The sequence below is a fragment of the Streptomyces viridochromogenes genome (genome assembly GCF_001270495.1).
Classification (GTDB): domain Bacteria; phylum Actinomycetota; class Actinomycetes; order Streptomycetales; family Streptomycetaceae; genus Streptomyces; species Streptomyces viridochromogenes_A.
This window is the reverse complement of record NZ_LGUR01000196.1, coordinates 221,956-238,759: the sequence shown is the minus strand read 5'-3', so window position 1 is coordinate 238,759 and position 16,804 is coordinate 221,956. Positions and strand designations below refer to the sequence as shown.

Sequence of the window (16,804 nt, the reverse complement as noted above, 5' to 3'; positions counted from 1 at the left end):
CCCGGCGGGCATCGGCCCCTCATACAGGTCGAACCGACCCGGACCCCGACCCGGGTTCGCGGAGAGGAGCGCGTGTTGGCCCGTCAGTTGTCCCGTCGACAGTTCGTGGTCTACTCGCTCGCGGCGACCACCCTGACCGTCGCCGCGCCCCTCGGCTGCGACGGCGCAACCGCTGAGGGCGCCGAGGAACCCGCGGACGGCGACCGCAGGCCGTCCGACGTCCTGGTCACCGGCACCGACGCGGAGATGCTGGTCCTGGAGGTCACCCCGGCCAACAAGGTCATCGTGAGGCTGCCGCGCGTCGAGGTCGGCCAGGGCGTCACCACCGCCGTCGCCATGATGATCGCCGAGGAGCTGGACGCCCGGCTCGCCGACGTCGACATCCCGCTCGCCGACGCCCGCAGCGAGGGCAACCAGTTCACCGGCGGTTCCAGCTCGGTCAGTTCGCTGTACGGACCGGCCCGGCAACTGGCCGCCACCGCCCGCGCCAAGCTGGTGACGGCGGCCGCCCGCCGCTGGCACGTCCCCGCGCGAACCCTGCGCACCCGGGGCACCAGGGTCTTCGCGCCGGACGGGCGGTCGGCCACCTTCGGATCGCTGACCAGGAGCGCCGCCCGGATCACGCGCCCCACGGTGTCGACCAAGCCCAAGCCCGCCTCCCAGCACCGGGTGATCGGGCGGCCCACGACCCGGATCGACGCCCGCGACATCATCACCGGCAAGGCGAAGTACACCGGAGACCTCACGGTGGCCGGAGCCAGGCCGACGGTCGTGGCCCGGCCGCCGACGATCGGCGGGAAGGTCGTCTCGCTGGACTCCCGCGCCGCCCGCGCCCTGCCCGGTGTGCACGCGGTCGTGCAGATCGACGGCGGTGTCGCCGTGGTCGCGGAGACCTTCCACCACGCGTTCCAGGCCCGGGACGCCCTCCGGATCAAGTGGGCGCCGGGCCCCCTGGCGGACCTCTCCGACTCCGCGATCCGCTCCCGGCTGCGCGCCGCCGTCCCGAAGCTGGGGACGCCGCCGCGCGGATCGGCGCAGACCGAGGCCGAGTTCGAGTTCGCCTTCGTCAGCCACGCGCCCATGGAGGTGCTCACCGCCGTGGCGGACGTCCGCGCCGGGCGGGCCGAGATCTGGTTCTCCTCCCAGACCCCGACGTCCGCGCGAGAGGACATCGCCTCGGCGATCGGCCTGCCGGTGTCCAAGGTGCGGGTCCATGTGGTGCGCGGCGGCGGCTCGTTCGGGCGGCGCCTGAACTACGACGCCGCGATCGAGGCGGCCCTGATCTCCAAGAAGGCGGGCCGGCCGGTCAAGCTGATGTGGAGCCGGACCGACGACATCCGGCACGGCAGGATGCGCCCGGCGTCCCAGCACCGGATCCGGGCCAGCCATGACGGAGGCCGGGTCGTCGCCTTCGCCCACGCGATGGCCTCGGTCAGTGAATCCTCCGAGAAGCAGGGGCTGTCCACGCAAGGCGGCGCGCGTTCCGCCGTACGCGCCCCCGCGGCGGCCCCGCTCCCCAGCGACAGCGGCCTCTACAACTTCGGCCGCCTCTCCGGCGACTCGGGCTCGGTCGGCCTGGCGATCCCCCTCGGCGCCTGGCGTTCGGTCGACTCCGGCACGGTGCGCACCGCCGAGGAGATCGTCGTCGACGAGGTCGCCCGCAGCCTCGGCAAGGACCCGGTCGCCTTCCGCCGCACGACATTGCGCAGCAAGACCGTCAAGGCCGTACTGGACAAGGCCGCGAGCGCCGGGGACTGGGGCCGGACCATGCCGGCGGGCCACGCCCAGGGCGTCGCCGTCCACGAGGAGTACGACTCCGCCGTGGCCTGCCTGGTCGAGATCGACGCCGTCGATCCGAAGAACCCGCGGGTGACCAAGGTGGTGATGGCCGCCGACGTCGGAACGGCCGTCAACCCGCGCGGACTTGAGGCCCAGCTCATGGGCACCGCCGTCGACGGGATCTCCACGATCCTGCGCGCCGGCCTGCACATCGACCGCGGCGCAGTCCGCGAGAGCAGCTTCGCCGACTTCCACTACGCCCGCCAGCGGCACGCCCCCCAGCACTTCGAGGCGCACATCCTGCCCTCGCGGCGCGACCCCGGCGGAGCCGGTGAACTCGGCGTCCCGGCCGCCGCCGGCGCCGTCGCCAACGCCTACGCCCGGGCGACCGGCACCAAGCCGCGCCGCTTCCCGCTGAACTTCTGAGCCACCCGAAGAGAAGGTACCGATGCCCTCCCACTCCTTCACCCTCAACGGGAAGCGGGTCACCGTCGAGGCGCCCGCCGACATGCCCCTGCTGTGGGTGCTGCGCGACCTGCTGAACGTCACCGGCCCCAAGTACGGCTGCGGCGTGGGCGCCTGCCGCGCCTGCACCAGCCATCTCGACGGCGAGGAGATCCAGCCCTGCGTCGTCCCGGTCGCCGACTGCGCCGGGCGCGAGGTCACCACCATCGAGGGCCTGGCCGACGGCGACCGGCTCCACCCGGTGCAACAGGCATGGCTCGACTGCGACGTCGCCCAGTGCGGCTTCTGCCAGCCGGGCCAGATCATGGCCACGGCCGCCCTCCTGAAGAAGACACCCCGGCCGACGGACGCCGACATCGACCGGATCGAGAACGTCTGCCGCTGCGGCACGTACTCCCGGATCCGCGAGGCGATCACGAAGGCGGCCGCCGGTAGCTGACCGACCCGGTGGCTTCAGCCCGGCCGTGGGCCCCCGTACCCTGATCGCCGTGCAGAACAGCTCCGAGGACCCGGGTGCCACGGCCGCTCGATTCACCGGCCTGCCGGCGACCGGCCGGCGCCGCCTGTCCGCGGCGCTCGCCGAAGTCACGCTGGACGGCGGGCGTGTGGTGATGGTCAAACGCGGCGACGGCCACCGCGCCGCACAGGCCGAGGCGGCCGGGCTGCGCTGGCTGGCCGAGGCAGGTGCCGTCCGCGTCCCGGCCCTGCACGGCCACGACGAGCGGTGGCTGGTCACCGACCGGGTGGCGACCGGTCGGCCCGGTGCCGAGGCGGCGGAGCGCTTCGGCCGCGAGCTGGCCGCACTGCACGCCGCCGGCGCACCCGCGTTCGGTGCCCCACCGCCCGGCGGTCCCGAGGACGCGTACATCGGGCTCGCCCCGATGCGCAACGTCACCGGCGCCGACTGGCCCCGCTGGTACGCGGAGCACCGGGTGCTGCCGTATCTGCGCCGCGCGGTCGACGAAGGCACGGTCCGCGGCGCGGAGGCGGCCGAGTTGGAGCTGGCCTGCGAACGGCTCCCCGAACTGGCGGGCCCCGCCGAGCCGCCCGCCCGACTGCACGGCGACCTGTGGAACGGCAACGTCCTGTGGGGCGCCGACGGGCACACCTGGCTGATCGACCCGGCCGCGCACGGCGGCCACCGCGAGACCGACCTGGCCATGCTCCACCTCTTCGGCTGCCCCCACCTGGACCACATCCTGGACGGCTACCAGCAGCGGGCCCCGCTGGCCGACGGCTGGGCCGACCGCATCGCCCTGCACCAGCTCTTCCCGCTCCTGGTGCACGCCGTCCTCTTCGGCCGCGGCTACGCGGAACAGGCCCTCACGGCGGCGAGGACGATTCTCCGCACTCGTTGACGCGCGAACCATTGGCGACGCACGAACCATTGACTGGGCGCGGCCGACTCCCGACACCGGCCTGACTACGTAGTCAAGGTGGCGGTACACGGCTGCCGCCGCCACCGACTACGTAGTCGTCGGCCCATCGACCCGCCACCATCCGGGAGTTCCTATGGCGACGACGATGACAGAGGTCGCCCGTGCCGCAGGCGTCTCCCAGAAGACGGTGTCGCGGGTCGTCAACGGCGAGCCGCACGTCAGCCCGCAGGTGCGCGACCGCGTCCTGCGGACCATCCGGGAGCTGGACTACCGCCCGAACAACGCGGCGCGTGCCCTGCTCCTCGGCCGGTACCGGCGGATCGGCGTCGTCTCGCTGGGCACCGCCCTGTACGGGCCGTCGACGCTGCTCATCGCGCTGGAGCGGGCGATGCAGCGGGCCGGGTACTCGTTCGCCCTGGCCAGCACCCTGGAGGGTCATCGGACTGCCGATGGCCATCTGGTAAGTCCGCCGCCCTCGACGGCGCGGGACGCCTGCGCACCTTCACCACCGTCACCCTGCCCGCCCTGAAGCCGGTGACCGCCTTCGTCATCGTGACGTCCTTCATCGGCGCGGCCCAGATCTTCGAGGAGCCGTACCTGCTGACGGGCGGCGGGCCGGCCGAGTCGAGCCTCTCGGTCACGATGTTCGTCTACCGGGCCGCCTTCCAGCGCCAGCAGTTCGGCTACGCCGCCGCCGCGGCCGTCGTGCTCTTCGTCCTCGTCTTCGGTCTGAGCCGACTCGTCAACCGTCTCCTCGGCATCGGGAGGACCTCATGACGCGCAACCGCGTGCCGCTGTACGGCGTACTGGTCCTGCTGGCGCTGGCCTTCCTCGCCCCCCTCCTGTGGGCGCTGAGCGGCTCGTTCAAGCTGCGCGGCGACATCTTCGGCTACCCGCCCAGGCTGGTACCCGACCCGTTCACCCTCGACAACTACCAGCGTCTGTTCTCCGGACAGCCGTTCTGGCGCTGGTTCCTGATGAGCACGGTCGTCGCCCTGACCGCCACCGTGGTGTCCGTCTTCGTCTGCGCCCTGGCCGGCTACGGCTTCGCCAAGTTCCGCTTCGCCGGCCGACGACTGCTGTTCGGCGTGATGTTCAGCTCGCTGTCCATCCCGTTCGCGGTGATCCTCGTGCCGTTGTTCGTGGTCCTCGTCAAGACCGGGCTGGGCAGCCCGTGGTTCGCGCTGGCCGAGGCCCGCTTCACCGTGATCCGGGTCGGTGAGTCCGTCTGGTCGACCTGGGAGCCTTCGAGCGGCCGCTTCGACCTCGACTGGCTCCAGCCGGTGCTGGACGGCGCCCACGAGCGCGGCATCTCGGTGATCCTCGGGACGCCGACGTACGCGGTGCCGGGGTGGCTGGCCCGGCAGTACCCGGAGATCGCGGGGGAGTACCGCACCGGCGAGCGCCACGGCTGGGGCGCCCGACAGGAGGTCGACTTCACCCACCCGGCGTTCCTCTTCCACGCCGAGCGGATCATCCGCAAGATCGTCGCCCGGAACGCCGACCACCCGGCCGTGATCGGCTTCCAGGTCGACAACGAACCCGGCCTGCACCTCTTCCACAACCACGGCGTCTTCCAGCGCTTCACCGACGAACTGCGCGAGCGGTACGGCGACGTCGAGACCCTCAACCGCGAATGGGGCCTCGTCTACTGGTCGCACCGCCTGTCCACCTGGGCCGACCTGTGGACCCCCGACGGCAACGTCCAGCCGCAGTACGACCTGGCCTGGCGGCGCTTCCAGGCCCGGCTCACCACCGAGTTCATCGCCTGGCAGGCCGAGATCGTGCGCGAGTACGCCCACCCCGGCCAGTTCGTCACCACCTGCATCTCCTACGACCGCCAGGCCGTCGAGGACGACAAGCTGACCGAACGGCTCGACGTCACCGCGGGCAACCCGTACTACACGATGCAGGACGCCCTCGCCCTGCCCGACCGCAACCGCTCCGGGCAGGACTGGACGACCAACGGCACCTGGGCGCTCTACCGCAGCGCCGACCGCATGTACTCCTCCCGCCAGGAGCCGTTCCTGGTCACGGAGACCAACGCGCAGGCCATCAGCTGGCCGTGGAACAACCGTCCCGCATACGACGGCCAGTACCGCCAGGCCGCCTGGGCGCTCATCTCGCGCGGCGCCTCGATGATCGAGTACTGGCACTGGCACACCCTGCACTTCGGCGCCGAGACCTACTGGGGCGGCATCCTCCCGCACAACGGCCGACCCGGCCGTGTCTACCGCGAACTCGCCGCGCTGGGCGAGGAGTTGGAGGCGGCGGGCGACCTGGTCGCGTCCCTCACCCCGGACGCCGACGTCGCCTTCCTCTACGACGGCCCGAGCAAGTGGGCCCTGCAGGCGCAGCCACCGCTGGCCAGGCCCGACCGCGGCCCGGACGACCGGTCGTACGAGACCGTCTTCGACGCCTTCTACCGGGGCGCCTTCGACGCCGGCCTCCAGTCCCGCATCCTCCACCCCGGCCAGCTCCCCGACACCGAACTGCCGTCGGTCCTCGTCGTCCCCGCCTACTACGCCGCCGCCGACGCCACCGTCGACCGGCTGAAGGCATACGCCGAGCAGGGCGGCCACCTGGTGCTCGGCCCCCGCACCGCCTACGGCGACCACGAGGCGCGCGCCCGCACCGACGTCCAGCCCGCGCGCCTCGCCGAGGCGGCCGGGGTGACGTACGACGAGTTCAGCAACCTGGACGCCCCGCTCCCCGTGACCGGTACGGGCGCCCTCGCCCTCCCGCCCGAGGCGCACGCACTCCACTGGGCGGACGGTCTGCAACCACAGGGCGGTGCCGAGGAGTTGGCGGCATACGAGCACCCGCACTTCGGGCGCTGGCCCGCCGCCACCACCCACCGCCACGGCGCCGGCCGCATCACCTACGTCGGCACCGTCCCGAACCCGGCCTTCGCGCGGGCCCTCCTCCAGTGGGCGGCTCCGGCCGCCGCCGGCGTCCGGCAGCGGCCACACCCGTCCGTCACGTCGACCTCGGCCAGGTCCCGCGACGGCCGCCGGGTCCGCTTCCTGCACAACTGGTCGTGGGAGCCGGTGACCGTTCCCGTGCCCGAGGCGGTGCGAGACGCGCTGTCCGGTGCCGAGTATTCCGTCGAAGTACCCGGCCGTGGCCGCGCAGCCGGCGCAGCCAGCCCGCGAGGGCCCTTGGGATGTGAAGGTCCTCCAGGAGCGCTGACGGGATCGGTGACTCAGTCCGTGCCCCGCACCGGTCGGCCGGTGAACGCGTCCAGCAGGATCCGGTCGCCGAGCGGGCGGCCCAGTTCCACCGTCACCTTCTTGGCCAGCAGCTGGGCCGTGCAGGGACCCTCCTTCTGCCCGACCATGTAACCGGACAGGACCACACTGCCGTCCGTCTCCAGCACGTCCACGGCCGGCCCGTCGTCGCAGGCCCCGTGGTGGGCCAGCACGGTGGCGGACCGGCCGTCCGCGGCCACCTCGACCACCTTGCCGAGTTCCCAGAGGTCGTTGCCGAGGTCGCCGACCGGTCCGATGGGTGCCTTGGGCGGCTTCGAGGGGGCGAGGGCGACCCGCTTGAGGGGGGTGTCGTAGCCGTCGAGCGTGAACAACCAGGCCGGGACGGTGGCGGGGCCACGGCTGGTGGCCAGTGTCGTCTCGCCCAGCTTCGCCCCGGTCACCGTGAGGCGCGGCCCGGGGGAACTGTTGCGGTCCAGCTGCTCGTAAGCCTCCCGCGCCCTCATCAGCGGCAGCGTGAGCGAGTCACCGTTCCGCCAGGTCACCCGCGCGTCCTTCGCCGGGGTCTCGGGGAGGTCGCCGCGCAGCTCGAAGTTCTGGCTCGTGTACGCCTCCTTGTCGGCGTCGTTGTGGAAGGCGTCCTCGGGCAGTTGCACCGGGTCGGCCACCGGGTGGTAGCCCTTGCGCCAGTTCTCGGCGGCCGGTGAACCCTCCCAGGCCCTGGCGACCTCGCGGGCGCGCGGCCCGGTGTCCGGCGCCGGCTCGGAGGTGCCGGCGTCTGCCGCGCCGCCGCCGCACCCGGCGGCGAACAGGCCCAGTGCGGTGAGTATCCCGACGGTGCGTGAGCTGGTCGTACGCATGGATCCCCCAGAGCGGACGGTGACGAGGCGGTGAGGGCGGTGCCGGCGCCGCCCGACACTGTGACGCACGAAAGGGGCGCGGCGTTCGGCCGGACGTCAGATGACGCCGTCGGCGCGCAGGGCCTCGATCTCCGCGCCGGTACGGCCGAGTTCACGGAGGATGGCCTCGGTGTGCTCGCCCACCGCCGGTACCGGGTCCATGCGCGCGGACAGACCGGTGAGGTCGGCAGGCGGGAGGAGGGCCTCCACCATCGCCCCGCCGGGGACCGCGACGTCCCGCCAGCGGCCGCGCGCGGCCAGGACCGGGTGGTCCAGGAACGCGGCGACGTCGTTGACCCCGGCGCAGGCGATGGCGATGGACTCCAGGTCCTTGAGGATCTCCTCGGCGTCGGAGCGGGCGCAGCGCTCGGCGACGATGGCGTTGAGTTCGTCGCGGTGGGCCACGCGGGCGGAGCCCGTGGCGAAACGCGGGTCGTCGGTCAGCTCGGGCCGGCCCAGGAACCGGGCGCACAGGGCGGCCCACTCGCGTTCGTTCTGGATGGAGAACAGCACCTCCTTGCCGTCGGCGGCCGGGAAGGTGCCGTACGGCGCGATGGTGGCGTGCTGGGTGCCCAGACGCGGGGGCTGGCTGCCGCCGTACCGGGTGTAGTAGGCGGGCTGGCCCATCCACTCCGCCAGCGCCTCGAACAGGGACACCTCCACCGGGTGGGCCCTGCCGGTGGTGGCGCGGGTGTACAGGGAGGTGAGCATGCCGCTGTACGCGTACATCCCTGCGGCGATGTCGGCGACGGAGATGCCGACCCGGGCGGTCTCCTCGGGTGTGCCGTTCAGCGACACCAGTCCGGTCTGGCACTGCACCAGCAGGTCGTACGCCTTGCGGTCGGCCCACGGCCCGGACGTGCCGTACCCGGAGATCGTGCACGGGATCAGCCGCGGCCACCGCTCGGCGAGCGCCTCGGCACCCAGGCCGAGGCGGTCGGCCGCGCCCGGCGCGAGGTTCTGCACGAACACGTCGGCGCCGTCGAGGAGTCGGTCGAGGATCTCGCGGCCCGAGGGGTTCTTGAAGTCCAGCGTGACTGATTCCTTGGACCGGTTGAGCCACACGAAATAGCTGGACGTGCCGTGCACCGTCGTGTCGTACCGGCGGGCGAAGTCCCCGCCCCCGGGCCGCTCCACCTTGATCACGCGTGCGCCCAGGTCGGCGAGCTGCCGGGTGGCGTAGGGGGCGGCCACGGCCTGTTCGAGGCTGACCACCGTGATGCCGGACAGGGGTAGCTGCGACGCGATCATAGGGCCCAGTTCTACGACCCCGCCCGACCGCTGTCAATGGCGCTTTTGCCCCCTGACCTGCGCCTTTCGTTGATCTGCCGGGGTCAGACCGGTACGCGGAGCGTCTCCACCGCCCTGACCAGCGGGGCGAGTTCGGGGTTCTTCGCGGCTTCGTCGAGGGCTTGGCGCAGGGCCGTGTCGTTGGTGGGGCGTGCCGCTTCGAGGAGTTCGAGACCTGCTTCGGTGACGTCGGTGTAGATGCCGCGGCGGTCGGTGGGACAGAGGTAGCGGGAGAGCAGGCCGCGGTCTTCGAGGCGGGTGACGAGTCGGGTGGTGGCGCTCTGGCTGAGGACGACGGCGTCGGCGACCTGCTTCATCTGGAGGTGGCCGCCTTCGCCGCTGTGCTGGCGGCTGAGGACGTCATCGTGCCCGGCCTGAAGGGCGCGCTCGATGTGCGCCTCGATCCTGCCGTGCAGCAGGGAAAGGGCGCACCAGCCCTGGGCGAGCGCGGTGAGCGCGGGATCTGTTGCGGTCATGGCGCCGGTCTCCTGTCCCGAGGTGAGTGACATCCAGGATAGGGCATGTGTGAAATTTCCGGCTGTCGCGCATAGTGCGCGCGTGCAAGTAATGACCTGCTGCTGCTCCGCTACTGTTCGCGCTGATTCTGCACCAGATGCCGCATCGCCAGTGCCAGCCCCAGCCTGAACCGCCCCTGCGGAGTGCGCAGCGGCCAGCCCAGCAGGTGCTCGGCTTGCGCGAGCCGCTCCTGGAGCGTGGAGTGGTGGACGTTGATCTCGGCCGCCGCCGCCCGAAGGCTCACCGTCGTGGCGACGGCGTGCAGTGTGGCGAGCAGCCAGGGCGCGGCCGCCGCGGCAGCCTCCACGGCGTGCACATCGGGCGGCGGCTCCGCGCCCGGTACGACGAGGTCGGCGAGGAGCGCGACATCGCCGAGTTCGTCGGCGTGCACGACGCGGGGACCGGGGTCCTGGGCGGTGCCCTCGGCCGTGAACCGGAGCGCGACGCGCGCCTGTGACCAGGACCGCGGCAGCTGGAGCGCCGGTACGGCGGGCCCCACGCCCACCCGGCCGACGGGCGGCTCGGCGTCCCCCTGCGCGGGGACGATCCTGGGCCGGCCGTCGAGCGGGGCGAGGACGCGGGCCGGTACGGCGGGGTCGAGCCCCAGCCGACGGGCCGCGTGCAGTCGCGCCGCCTCCGGAGCCGTGGCGTCGAGGACGGTCTCGACCAGCGCCGGATCATCGGCCGGCGCCCGCCCGCGAGTCCGGTCGAGTACGAGCCGTACGGCACCGGCGGCCCGCTCCAGGATCACCGCGTCGACGACACTGGGCTCCGCGCCCTGAGCCCGCTCCAGCCACAGCGCGGGAGAGCCGCCCGGCGTCAGCGGGGCGGACGGCCACCCTGGATCCGGTGGCGGAGCGCTGTCCCGACGCGTCCCGTCGGCCTCGACCCGCACCCGCACCCGCCGGTCCGCTTCCACGAGCCGCGCCGGCACCCCGGCCAGTACGGCGGCACCGCGCACCAGCGCCTCCAGCCCGGCCCGGGACTCGGCGAGCCGATCGAAGTAGGCGATGACGCGAACGGCGGCCCCGGCGTCCGGGTCGAGCGCGGTCAGGCGTCCGGCCAGCTCTTTCATAGGCCCATGGTGCGGCATGCGGTCAAGCGGCGGGTAGGGTCCCGCCGCGTAACCCGGCGGACGAGTGGGCGGTCCCTCAGGCGTGCCTCACTGGCCCAACAGCCGCCTCAGCCACGCCAGATGCGCCCGCCGACAGGCCTGCGAGAGCGCCGCCTGCGGAGCAAAGCCGTCGAACCCGTGGAAGCCGCCGGGCCACACATGCAGCTCGGCCACCCCGCCCGCCTGCCAGATCCGGGAGGCGTAGGCGACGACCTCGTCCCGGAAGGTCTCCGCGGAGCCGACGTCCAGGAAGGCGGGGGGCAGCCCGGACAGGTCCTCGGCGCGGGCGGGCGCCGCGTACGCGGGGACGTCGGGCCCACCGCGGCGCTCACCGAGCAACGCCGTCCAGCCCGTCTCGTTCGCCGTACGGTCCCAGACGCCCAGGCCCGCCATCTGGTACGTGGACGGGCTGTCGTTGCGGTCGTCCAGCATCGGGCACATCAGCAGCTGGCCGATCAGCTCAGGGCCCCCGCGGTCCCGGGTCAGCAGGGCCAGGGCCGCGGACAGCCCGCCGCCGGCGCTGGCACCGGCGACGACGATCCGCTGCGGGTCGCCACCGAGCTCGGCGGCGTGCTTCGCCGTCCACTCCAGGCCGGCGTACACGTCCTCGATCGGCGCCGGGTGCGGGTGCTCCGGCGCGAGCCGGTACTCCACGGACACCACGACCGCGTCCAGTTCCTTCGCCCAGTCCAGGGCGGCGTCGACGCCGACGCGGTTGTTGCCGAGGATCATCCCGCCGCCGTGGACGTGGTAGATCACGGGCCGAGGGCCGACTGCCGCGGGGGCGGCGGGCCGGCAGATCAGCAGGGAGATCTCGGGGGCACCCGCCGGGCCCGGCACCGCCCGGTCCTCGACCTCGAAGAAACCGTCCAGGGTCAGATCCAGTTCGGCCAGCATCTGGATTCCCGCACCCTGCCGGACGTCGGCTATCTCGTCCATCGTGAGGCCGGGCGAGATCACGTCCTTGATGAGTTCCAGGGCGCCGGCGAGCTCGGGATCGAACGGTGGCGGGACCTGCGGCGGGACCTGGGTCATGGCTTCTCCTCACACGGGGGCACCTGCGTGCCCGGCGGCTCTGTGGCCATGATCTGCGTGCCGGCCCCGGCCCGAGGGCCGCCGTTCGGCGGAACCTGCCCGCCGTCCGGCGGGTGAGGCAGATGACCTGGAGTTTGCCAGGACATGGCCGGTTGTTCACCAGTTGTGGGTGGAAGAGATGACCGGCGGCGACAACTCTTTCAAGGTCCCACCTGCACCAGGAGTACTCCCCGTGAACGTCTCCCTCTCTGTCTGGCTGCTGACCGTCGTGGCCCTGTGCGCGCTCGTCGCCGTGGACTTCTTCATCGGCCGCAAACCCCACGACGTATCCATCCGGGAAGCGGGGACGTGGACGGTCGTCTGGGTCGTCCTGGCGTGTCTGTTCGGCGTCGGCCTGTACTTCTACGGTGGCGGCGGGCCCACGGGCGAGTTCTTCGCGGGGTACATCACCGAGAAGTCGCTCAGCGTCGACAACCTCTTCGTCTTCGTTCTGATCATGGCGAAGTTCGCGGTGCCCTCGCAGTACCAGCAGCGCGTCCTGATGGTCGGCGTGATCATGGCCCTCGTGCTGCGCGCCGGCTTCATCGCGGCCGGTGCGGCGATCATCTCCACGTTCTCCTGGGTGTTCTACCTCTTCGGGGCCTTCCTGATCTGGACCGCCTGGAAGCTCGTCCAGGACGCCCGCAAGGAGGAGCACGAGGAGGAGTACCAGGAGAACAAGCTGCTGAAGATGGCCGAGGAGCGCTTCGGCGTGGCCGACCGCTACCACGGCACCAAGCTGTTCATCACCGAGAACGGCAAGCGGATCATGACGCCGATGCTCGTCGTGATGCTCGCGATCGGCTCCACGGACGTCCTGTTCGCGCTCGACTCCATCCCCGCCATCTACGGGCTGACCCAGGACCCGTACATCGTCTTCACCGCCAACGCCTTCGCCCTGATGGGCCTTCGCCAGCTGTACTTCCTCATCGGCGGCCTGCTGAAGAAGCTGGTCCACCTCAGCTACGGCCTGTCGATCATCCTCGGCTTCATCGGCGTCAAGCTCGTGCTGCACGCACTGCACGAGTCCGGCGTCCACGTCCCCGAGATCAGCATCCCGTTCTCGCTCGGCTTCATCGTGCTGGTCCTGGCGGTCACGACGCTGACGAGCTTGCGCGCTTCGAAGAAGCAGGAGCAGCAGAAGCAGGAGCAGGCAGAGGCCGAAGACGTGGCATAGCGAGCAGGGGCTCGTCCCCGCCGGTGTGACGGCCGGATCGCCGCGTCATCGGCAGGGCGAGTCCGCCGGACTCCCCGCGGGCGTCCCGGAGGGCCGGCTGCGGGAGACGACGCGCATACCGCGGTCGTCCACGCTGCGGACCTGTAACGAACCACACGCGCACCGCGTCCACACCGTGCTGCCCGTCGCCGTGGTGTGCCGGGACACCACCTGGTAGGGCTCGGCCCCGTCGGGCCACCCGCAGTGCGGGCAGACGGTGCCGGTCGTGCTGGTCATGGCGACTCCTCGTACCTCGGTGGCTGGTCGTGCCGGTTGATCGTCGCGACACCACCAAGGGTGCGGTGCGCCTTCCTGGCACGTCCAGGTTGACTTTCCGGACACCACCTTGAAGCGTGGGCTTCATGATTGACCTGCGCCGACTGCACGTGCTGAGGGCCGTGGCGCACTACGGCACGGTCACCGCGGCCGCCCGCGCCCTGCACTTCACCCCGTCCGCCGCCTCCCAGCAGATCCGCCAACTGGCCCGCGACCTGGGCGTCGACCTCCTCGAACCGCAAGGCCGCGGGGTACGTCTGACCGCGGCCGCCGAGAGCCTGCTCGCGCACGCCGACGCGATCGCGGAGCGCTGGGAGGCGGCCGAGCTCGACCTGCGCGCCGAGTACAGCGCCCCCGCCGGGCAACTGCGCGTGAGCGGCTTTCCGATGGCCGTCTCGGTACTGCTGGCGCCCATGGCCGTACGGCTGCGGGAGCGGTATCCGCGGCTGACCGTACGGCTCCAGGAGACGGGGGTGCCGGAGAGCTTCGACCGGCTCTTCGAGGGGGAGGCCGACCTGGCCGTGGTGGAGGTCGCGCCGCACAACCCGCCGCTGAGCGACGCGCGCTTCGACCAGCAGCCACTGCTGGACGACCCGTACGACCTCGTCGTCCCCGACGGCCATCCGCTGGCGGGACGCGGGCGCGTCGACCTCGCGGAGGCGGCGCACGAGGACTGGATCGCGCCGGTGCCGGAGAGCCCCTGCCGCACGCATGTGATGTCGGCGTGCGGGGCGGCCGGGTTCACTCCCGACGTGATCCATCACGCCCTCGACTGGAACGTCACCGCCCATCTGGTCGCCCACCGGCTCGGCGTCGCCCTGATCCCGAGGCTGGCCCAGGTGACCCCGGACCTTCCCATCACCCGAGTTCGCTGCGCGGGCGAACCGCACCGCAAGGTGCTCACCTGCACGCGCCGGGGCTGCCGGGAGCGCCCCGCGGTGGCGGCGGCGCTGGAGGAGCTGCGGGAGCTGGCGCCGACGGCGGTGGCGTGACCGGCGGGGAACGGGGACGGCCTGGCCCGCCGGGAGAGAAGCGGCGGTGGACCGCCGCGCGAAGAGGGGCCGGAGCGCTCGGCTCCGGCCCCTCCTGAGGGCCCTGGGTCGGGTCAGGCCGCGACGGCCTCGCCCGCGTGTCCGTGGACGCGCGCGATGACCTCGGCCAGCTGCGCGGAGACCTCGGCGTCGTCGGACGGGTGGGTCTCGGCGAAACGGGTCAGCGAGCCGGGGATGGACAGCTTGACATCCTCCAGCACCTTGCCGCCGGCGATGCCCACGGCCTTGCGGGTCTCGTCCTGCGCCCACACGCCGCCGTACTGGCCGAAGGCGGTACCGACCACGGCGACCGGCTTGCCGCCGAAGGCCCCGGCGCCGTACGGGCGGGACAGCCAGTCGATGGCGTTCTTCAGCACGGCCGGGATGGTGCCGTTGTACTCGGGGGAGAAGAAGAGGAACCCGTCGGCGGCCTGCGCGGCCTCGCGCAGCGCGGTGGCGGCGGCGGGGACGCCGCCCTCGACGTCGATGTCCTCGTTGTAGAAGGGGATGTCGGCCAGGCCCTCGAAGAGCACGACCTCGGCGCCCTCGGGAGCGAGCTTGACGGCTGCCTCGGCCAGCTGACGGTTGTGCGAACCGGCACGAAGGCTGCCGACGAGCGCGAGGATGCGAACAGACATGCGAACTCCAAGATGCTGAAACACTGCCACAGGCAATCCGGACCGGGGTCCGTTTAATTTCTAGCACCTTAACCGGACCGCGGTCCAGTTTCATTCCCGATGCTTTACGCTGGCTTCATGTCCACCCTTCTGCCGCCCTTCCCCCAGCCCCAGGAGCCCGTCGACAAGCCTCAGCTGCTGGAGGTCGGTTCCGGCGCCGGCGAGCCCTGCCTGCGCGCCGACGCGGCCCGCAACCGGGCCCGGCTGCTGGAGGCCGCCACCCGGCTGATCGCGGAGCACGGCGCGGCCGGGGTCACCATGGAGGCGGTGGCCGCTGAGGCCGGGGTGGGCAAGGGGACGGTCTTCCGCCGCTTCGGTGACCGCACCGGCCTGCTGACGGCACTGCTGGACCACTCCGCGAGGAATCTCCAGGCCGACTTCCTGGGCGGGCCCCCGCCGCTGGGTCCCGGGGCGCCCCCGGTCGACCGGCTGCGGGCGTTCGGCGTGGCGGTGCTGTACCGCACGGCCGAGCAGCTGGACCTGCAACTCGCCGCCCAGCCCGACGCGGCCCGGCGGTACGCCCACCCCTCGGTCCGGGCCCTGCGCACGCACGTCACGGTGCTGCTGCGGCAGACCCTGCCGGACGCCGACTGCGAACTCCTCGCCCAGACGCTCATGGCGTACCTGGACCCCGCCCTGATCAACCACCTGACCAGGCAGTGCGGCATGCCCATGGAGCGGCTGGAGAAGGGCTGGCTCGACCTCGTCGACCGCGTGACGCGCGCGGAGACCTGAGCGGTGGCCCGAGCCGGGGCGTGACCGGGCGAGGACCCTAACCTGAGCCCAACTCACAGGTTCTGCAAAGATGCCGTACGTCATGGTGCAGATACCGAAAACGCCCGCGCCCGCTTCCTCCGCACCGCGCTCGGTACCTACGAGCGCCGATGTGGCCCGCCTGGCCGGCGTCTCGCGCGCGACCGTCTCCTACGTCCTCAACAAGACCAGCGCCGTCCGGATCAGCGAGCCCACCCGCCGCCGCGTCCACGAGGCCGCGAAGGAACTCGGGTACGTCCCGCACGCGGCGGCCCGCAGCCTGCGCGCCGGGCACAGCCGCATGGTCCTGATGCCCGCCCCGAGCTTCCCCGTCGGCCCGCTCTACAGCCGGTTCCTCGGCGACCTCCAGCTGGCGCTCGGCCGCCTCGACTACACCGTCGTGCAGCATGGCAGCGTCGGCCTGCACGGCGACGAGGCCGCCCGCGCCTGGGCCGAGCTGCGTCCCGTCGCCGTCCTGGTGTCCGGCTCCGGCCTCGGCCCCAAGGGCGTGACGGTGCTCAAGCGCTCCGGCGCCCGGGCCGTGGTCTCGCTCGGCCCCGAGTCCGTCGAGGGTGCCCACGCCCTGCTGATGGACTACGAGGCGGTGGGGCACTGCGCGGGCAGCCACCTGTACGCCCGCGGCCGGCGCCGGATCGGCGTCGTCGTGCCCGAGGAGGACCGACTGGACGCCTTCTCCACGCCCCGCCTCGAAGGTGTGCGCCGCGCCCTGCACGGCACCGACGCCACCCTGACCGAGCTGCCCCTCGCCTACGAGGAGGAGTCCGCCGCGCGGCTCGCCGCCCGCTGGCGCGACCTCGGCCTCGACGCCGTGTTCGCCTACAACGACGAGTACGCGATGCTGCTGATGCGCGCCCTCCAGGACGAGGGCGTCCGCGTCCCCGACGACACGGCCCTCATCGGCGCCGACGACCTGATGCTCGGACGGCTGCTGCGGCCCAGGCTGAGCACGGTCCACATCGAGCTGCCGTCCGGCCGCGACCTCGCGGAGCTGGTCGACCGCGCGGTCCGCAACCCCGGCGCCGCGCCCGAGGCGCACAAGGTGCTGGGCGCGACGGTGGTGCACCGCGACTCCAGCTGAGGTGTCGCGAGGCCGTTTGAGGCGGCG

At 72.5% G+C, this 16,804-nt stretch carries 16 protein-coding genes and 1 pseudogene; 10 read left to right on the top strand and 7 right to left on the bottom strand.

Annotated elements, in window-relative coordinates; translation table 11 throughout:
* Nucleotides 1-105: 105 nt before the first annotated feature.
* From ADK36_RS20885 to ADK36_RS20865, 6 genes and pseudogenes are all read left to right on the top strand, one after another.
* Nucleotides 106-2,205 (top strand): xanthine dehydrogenase family protein molybdopterin-binding subunit, encoded by a 2,100-nt coding sequence (locus ADK36_RS20885; RefSeq protein ID WP_048579260.1) that lies wholly within the window; start codon nt 106-108, stop codon nt 2,203-2,205.
* A 22-nt stretch (nt 2,206-2,227) separates the two neighbouring features.
* The gene (locus tag ADK36_RS20880) at nt 2,228-2,683 is read left to right on the top strand and encodes a (2Fe-2S)-binding protein (RefSeq protein WP_048579169.1); all 456 of its coding nucleotides are present in this window, start codon (nt 2,228-2,230) and stop codon (nt 2,681-2,683) included.
* Between the two features lie 49 nt (nt 2,684-2,732).
* Nucleotides 2,733-3,602, top strand: coding sequence for a fructosamine kinase family protein (locus ADK36_RS20875; protein WP_053198612.1), 870 nt, complete (start codon nt 2,733-2,735; stop codon nt 3,600-3,602).
* 154 nt (nt 3,603-3,756) lie between these two features.
* Entirely contained in the window at nt 3,757-4,152 is a 396-nt protein-coding gene (locus ADK36_RS46410) for a LacI family DNA-binding transcriptional regulator (RefSeq protein ID WP_338060786.1), read from the top strand.
* Nucleotides 4,116-4,400, top strand: a complete 285-nt coding sequence (locus ADK36_RS20870) for a carbohydrate ABC transporter permease (RefSeq protein ID WP_234329820.1) — start codon at nt 4,116-4,118, stop codon at nt 4,398-4,400. Before ADK36_RS46410 ends, ADK36_RS20870 begins: the two co-directional genes overlap by 37 nt.
* Nucleotides 4,401-4,714: 314 nt before the next feature.
* A pseudogene (locus ADK36_RS20865) lies at nt 4,715-6,815 on the top strand (beta-galactosidase).
* 13 nt (nt 6,816-6,828) lie between these two features.
* Here ADK36_RS20865 and ADK36_RS51470 read toward each other — a convergent pair.
* The 5 genes from ADK36_RS51470 to ADK36_RS20840 form a co-directional block, all read right to left on the bottom strand.
* On the bottom strand, nt 6,829-7,692 hold the full coding sequence (locus ADK36_RS51470; protein ID WP_048579168.1) for a hypothetical protein: 864 nt from the start codon (nt 7,690-7,692) through the stop codon (nt 6,829-6,831).
* Nucleotides 7,693-7,788: 96 nt separating this feature from the next.
* Nucleotides 7,789-8,982 carry a CaiB/BaiF CoA transferase family protein gene (locus ADK36_RS20855; RefSeq protein WP_053198572.1) on the bottom strand — a complete coding sequence of 398 codons (1,194 nt, stop codon included), beginning with the start codon at nt 8,980-8,982 and terminating at the stop codon, nt 7,789-7,791.
* An 83-nt stretch (nt 8,983-9,065) separates the two neighbouring features.
* Nucleotides 9,066-9,497: a MarR family winged helix-turn-helix transcriptional regulator gene (locus ADK36_RS20850; protein WP_053198570.1), complete on the bottom strand. Its 432-nt coding sequence runs from the start codon at nt 9,495-9,497 to the stop codon at nt 9,066-9,068.
* 110 nt (nt 9,498-9,607) lie between these two features.
* Entirely contained in the window at nt 9,608-10,612 is a 1,005-nt protein-coding gene (locus tag ADK36_RS20845; protein ID WP_048579166.1) for a helix-turn-helix domain-containing protein, read from the bottom strand.
* 87 nt (nt 10,613-10,699) lie between these two features.
* Complete coding sequence (locus ADK36_RS20840) at nt 10,700-11,686, bottom strand: alpha/beta hydrolase (protein ID WP_048579165.1); 987 nt, start codon at nt 11,684-11,686, stop codon at nt 10,700-10,702.
* A gap of 232 nt (nt 11,687-11,918) precedes the next feature.
* On the opposite strand from ADK36_RS20840, the gene ADK36_RS20835 reads away from it, so the two are divergent.
* Nucleotides 11,919-12,902 (top strand): TerC family protein, encoded by a 984-nt coding sequence (locus ADK36_RS20835; protein WP_048579164.1) that lies wholly within the window; start codon nt 11,919-11,921, stop codon nt 12,900-12,902.
* Nucleotides 12,903-12,947: 45 nt separating this feature from the next.
* Here the strand turns inward: ADK36_RS20835 and ADK36_RS20830 are convergent, their stop codons facing one another.
* Complete coding sequence (locus ADK36_RS20830) at nt 12,948-13,178, bottom strand: hypothetical protein (protein ID WP_048579163.1); 231 nt, start codon at nt 13,176-13,178, stop codon at nt 12,948-12,950.
* Between the two features lie 125 nt (nt 13,179-13,303).
* On the opposite strand from ADK36_RS20830, the gene ADK36_RS20825 reads away from it, so the two are divergent.
* Nucleotides 13,304-14,209 carry a LysR family transcriptional regulator gene (locus ADK36_RS20825; RefSeq protein WP_053198610.1) on the top strand — a complete coding sequence of 302 codons (906 nt, stop codon included), beginning with the start codon at nt 13,304-13,306 and terminating at the stop codon, nt 14,207-14,209.
* Nucleotides 14,210-14,322: 113 nt separating this feature from the next.
* Here ADK36_RS20825 and ADK36_RS20820 read toward each other — a convergent pair whose 3' ends face one another.
* Nucleotides 14,323-14,886 (bottom strand): NAD(P)H-dependent oxidoreductase, encoded by a 564-nt coding sequence (locus tag ADK36_RS20820; RefSeq protein ID WP_048579162.1) that lies wholly within the window; start codon nt 14,884-14,886, stop codon nt 14,323-14,325.
* Nucleotides 14,887-14,985: 99 nt separating this feature from the next.
* Between ADK36_RS20820 and ADK36_RS20815 the strand changes: the two genes are divergently transcribed.
* Nucleotides 14,986-15,660, top strand: coding sequence for a TetR/AcrR family transcriptional regulator (locus ADK36_RS20815; RefSeq protein WP_053198568.1), 675 nt, complete (start codon nt 14,986-14,988; stop codon nt 15,658-15,660).
* A gap of 70 nt (nt 15,661-15,730) precedes the next feature.
* The gene (locus tag ADK36_RS20810; protein WP_107083586.1) at nt 15,731-16,777 is read left to right on the top strand and encodes a LacI family DNA-binding transcriptional regulator; all 1,047 of its coding nucleotides are present in this window, start codon (nt 15,731-15,733) and stop codon (nt 16,775-16,777) included.
* The last annotated feature ends 27 nt before the right edge of the window (nt 16,778-16,804 follow it).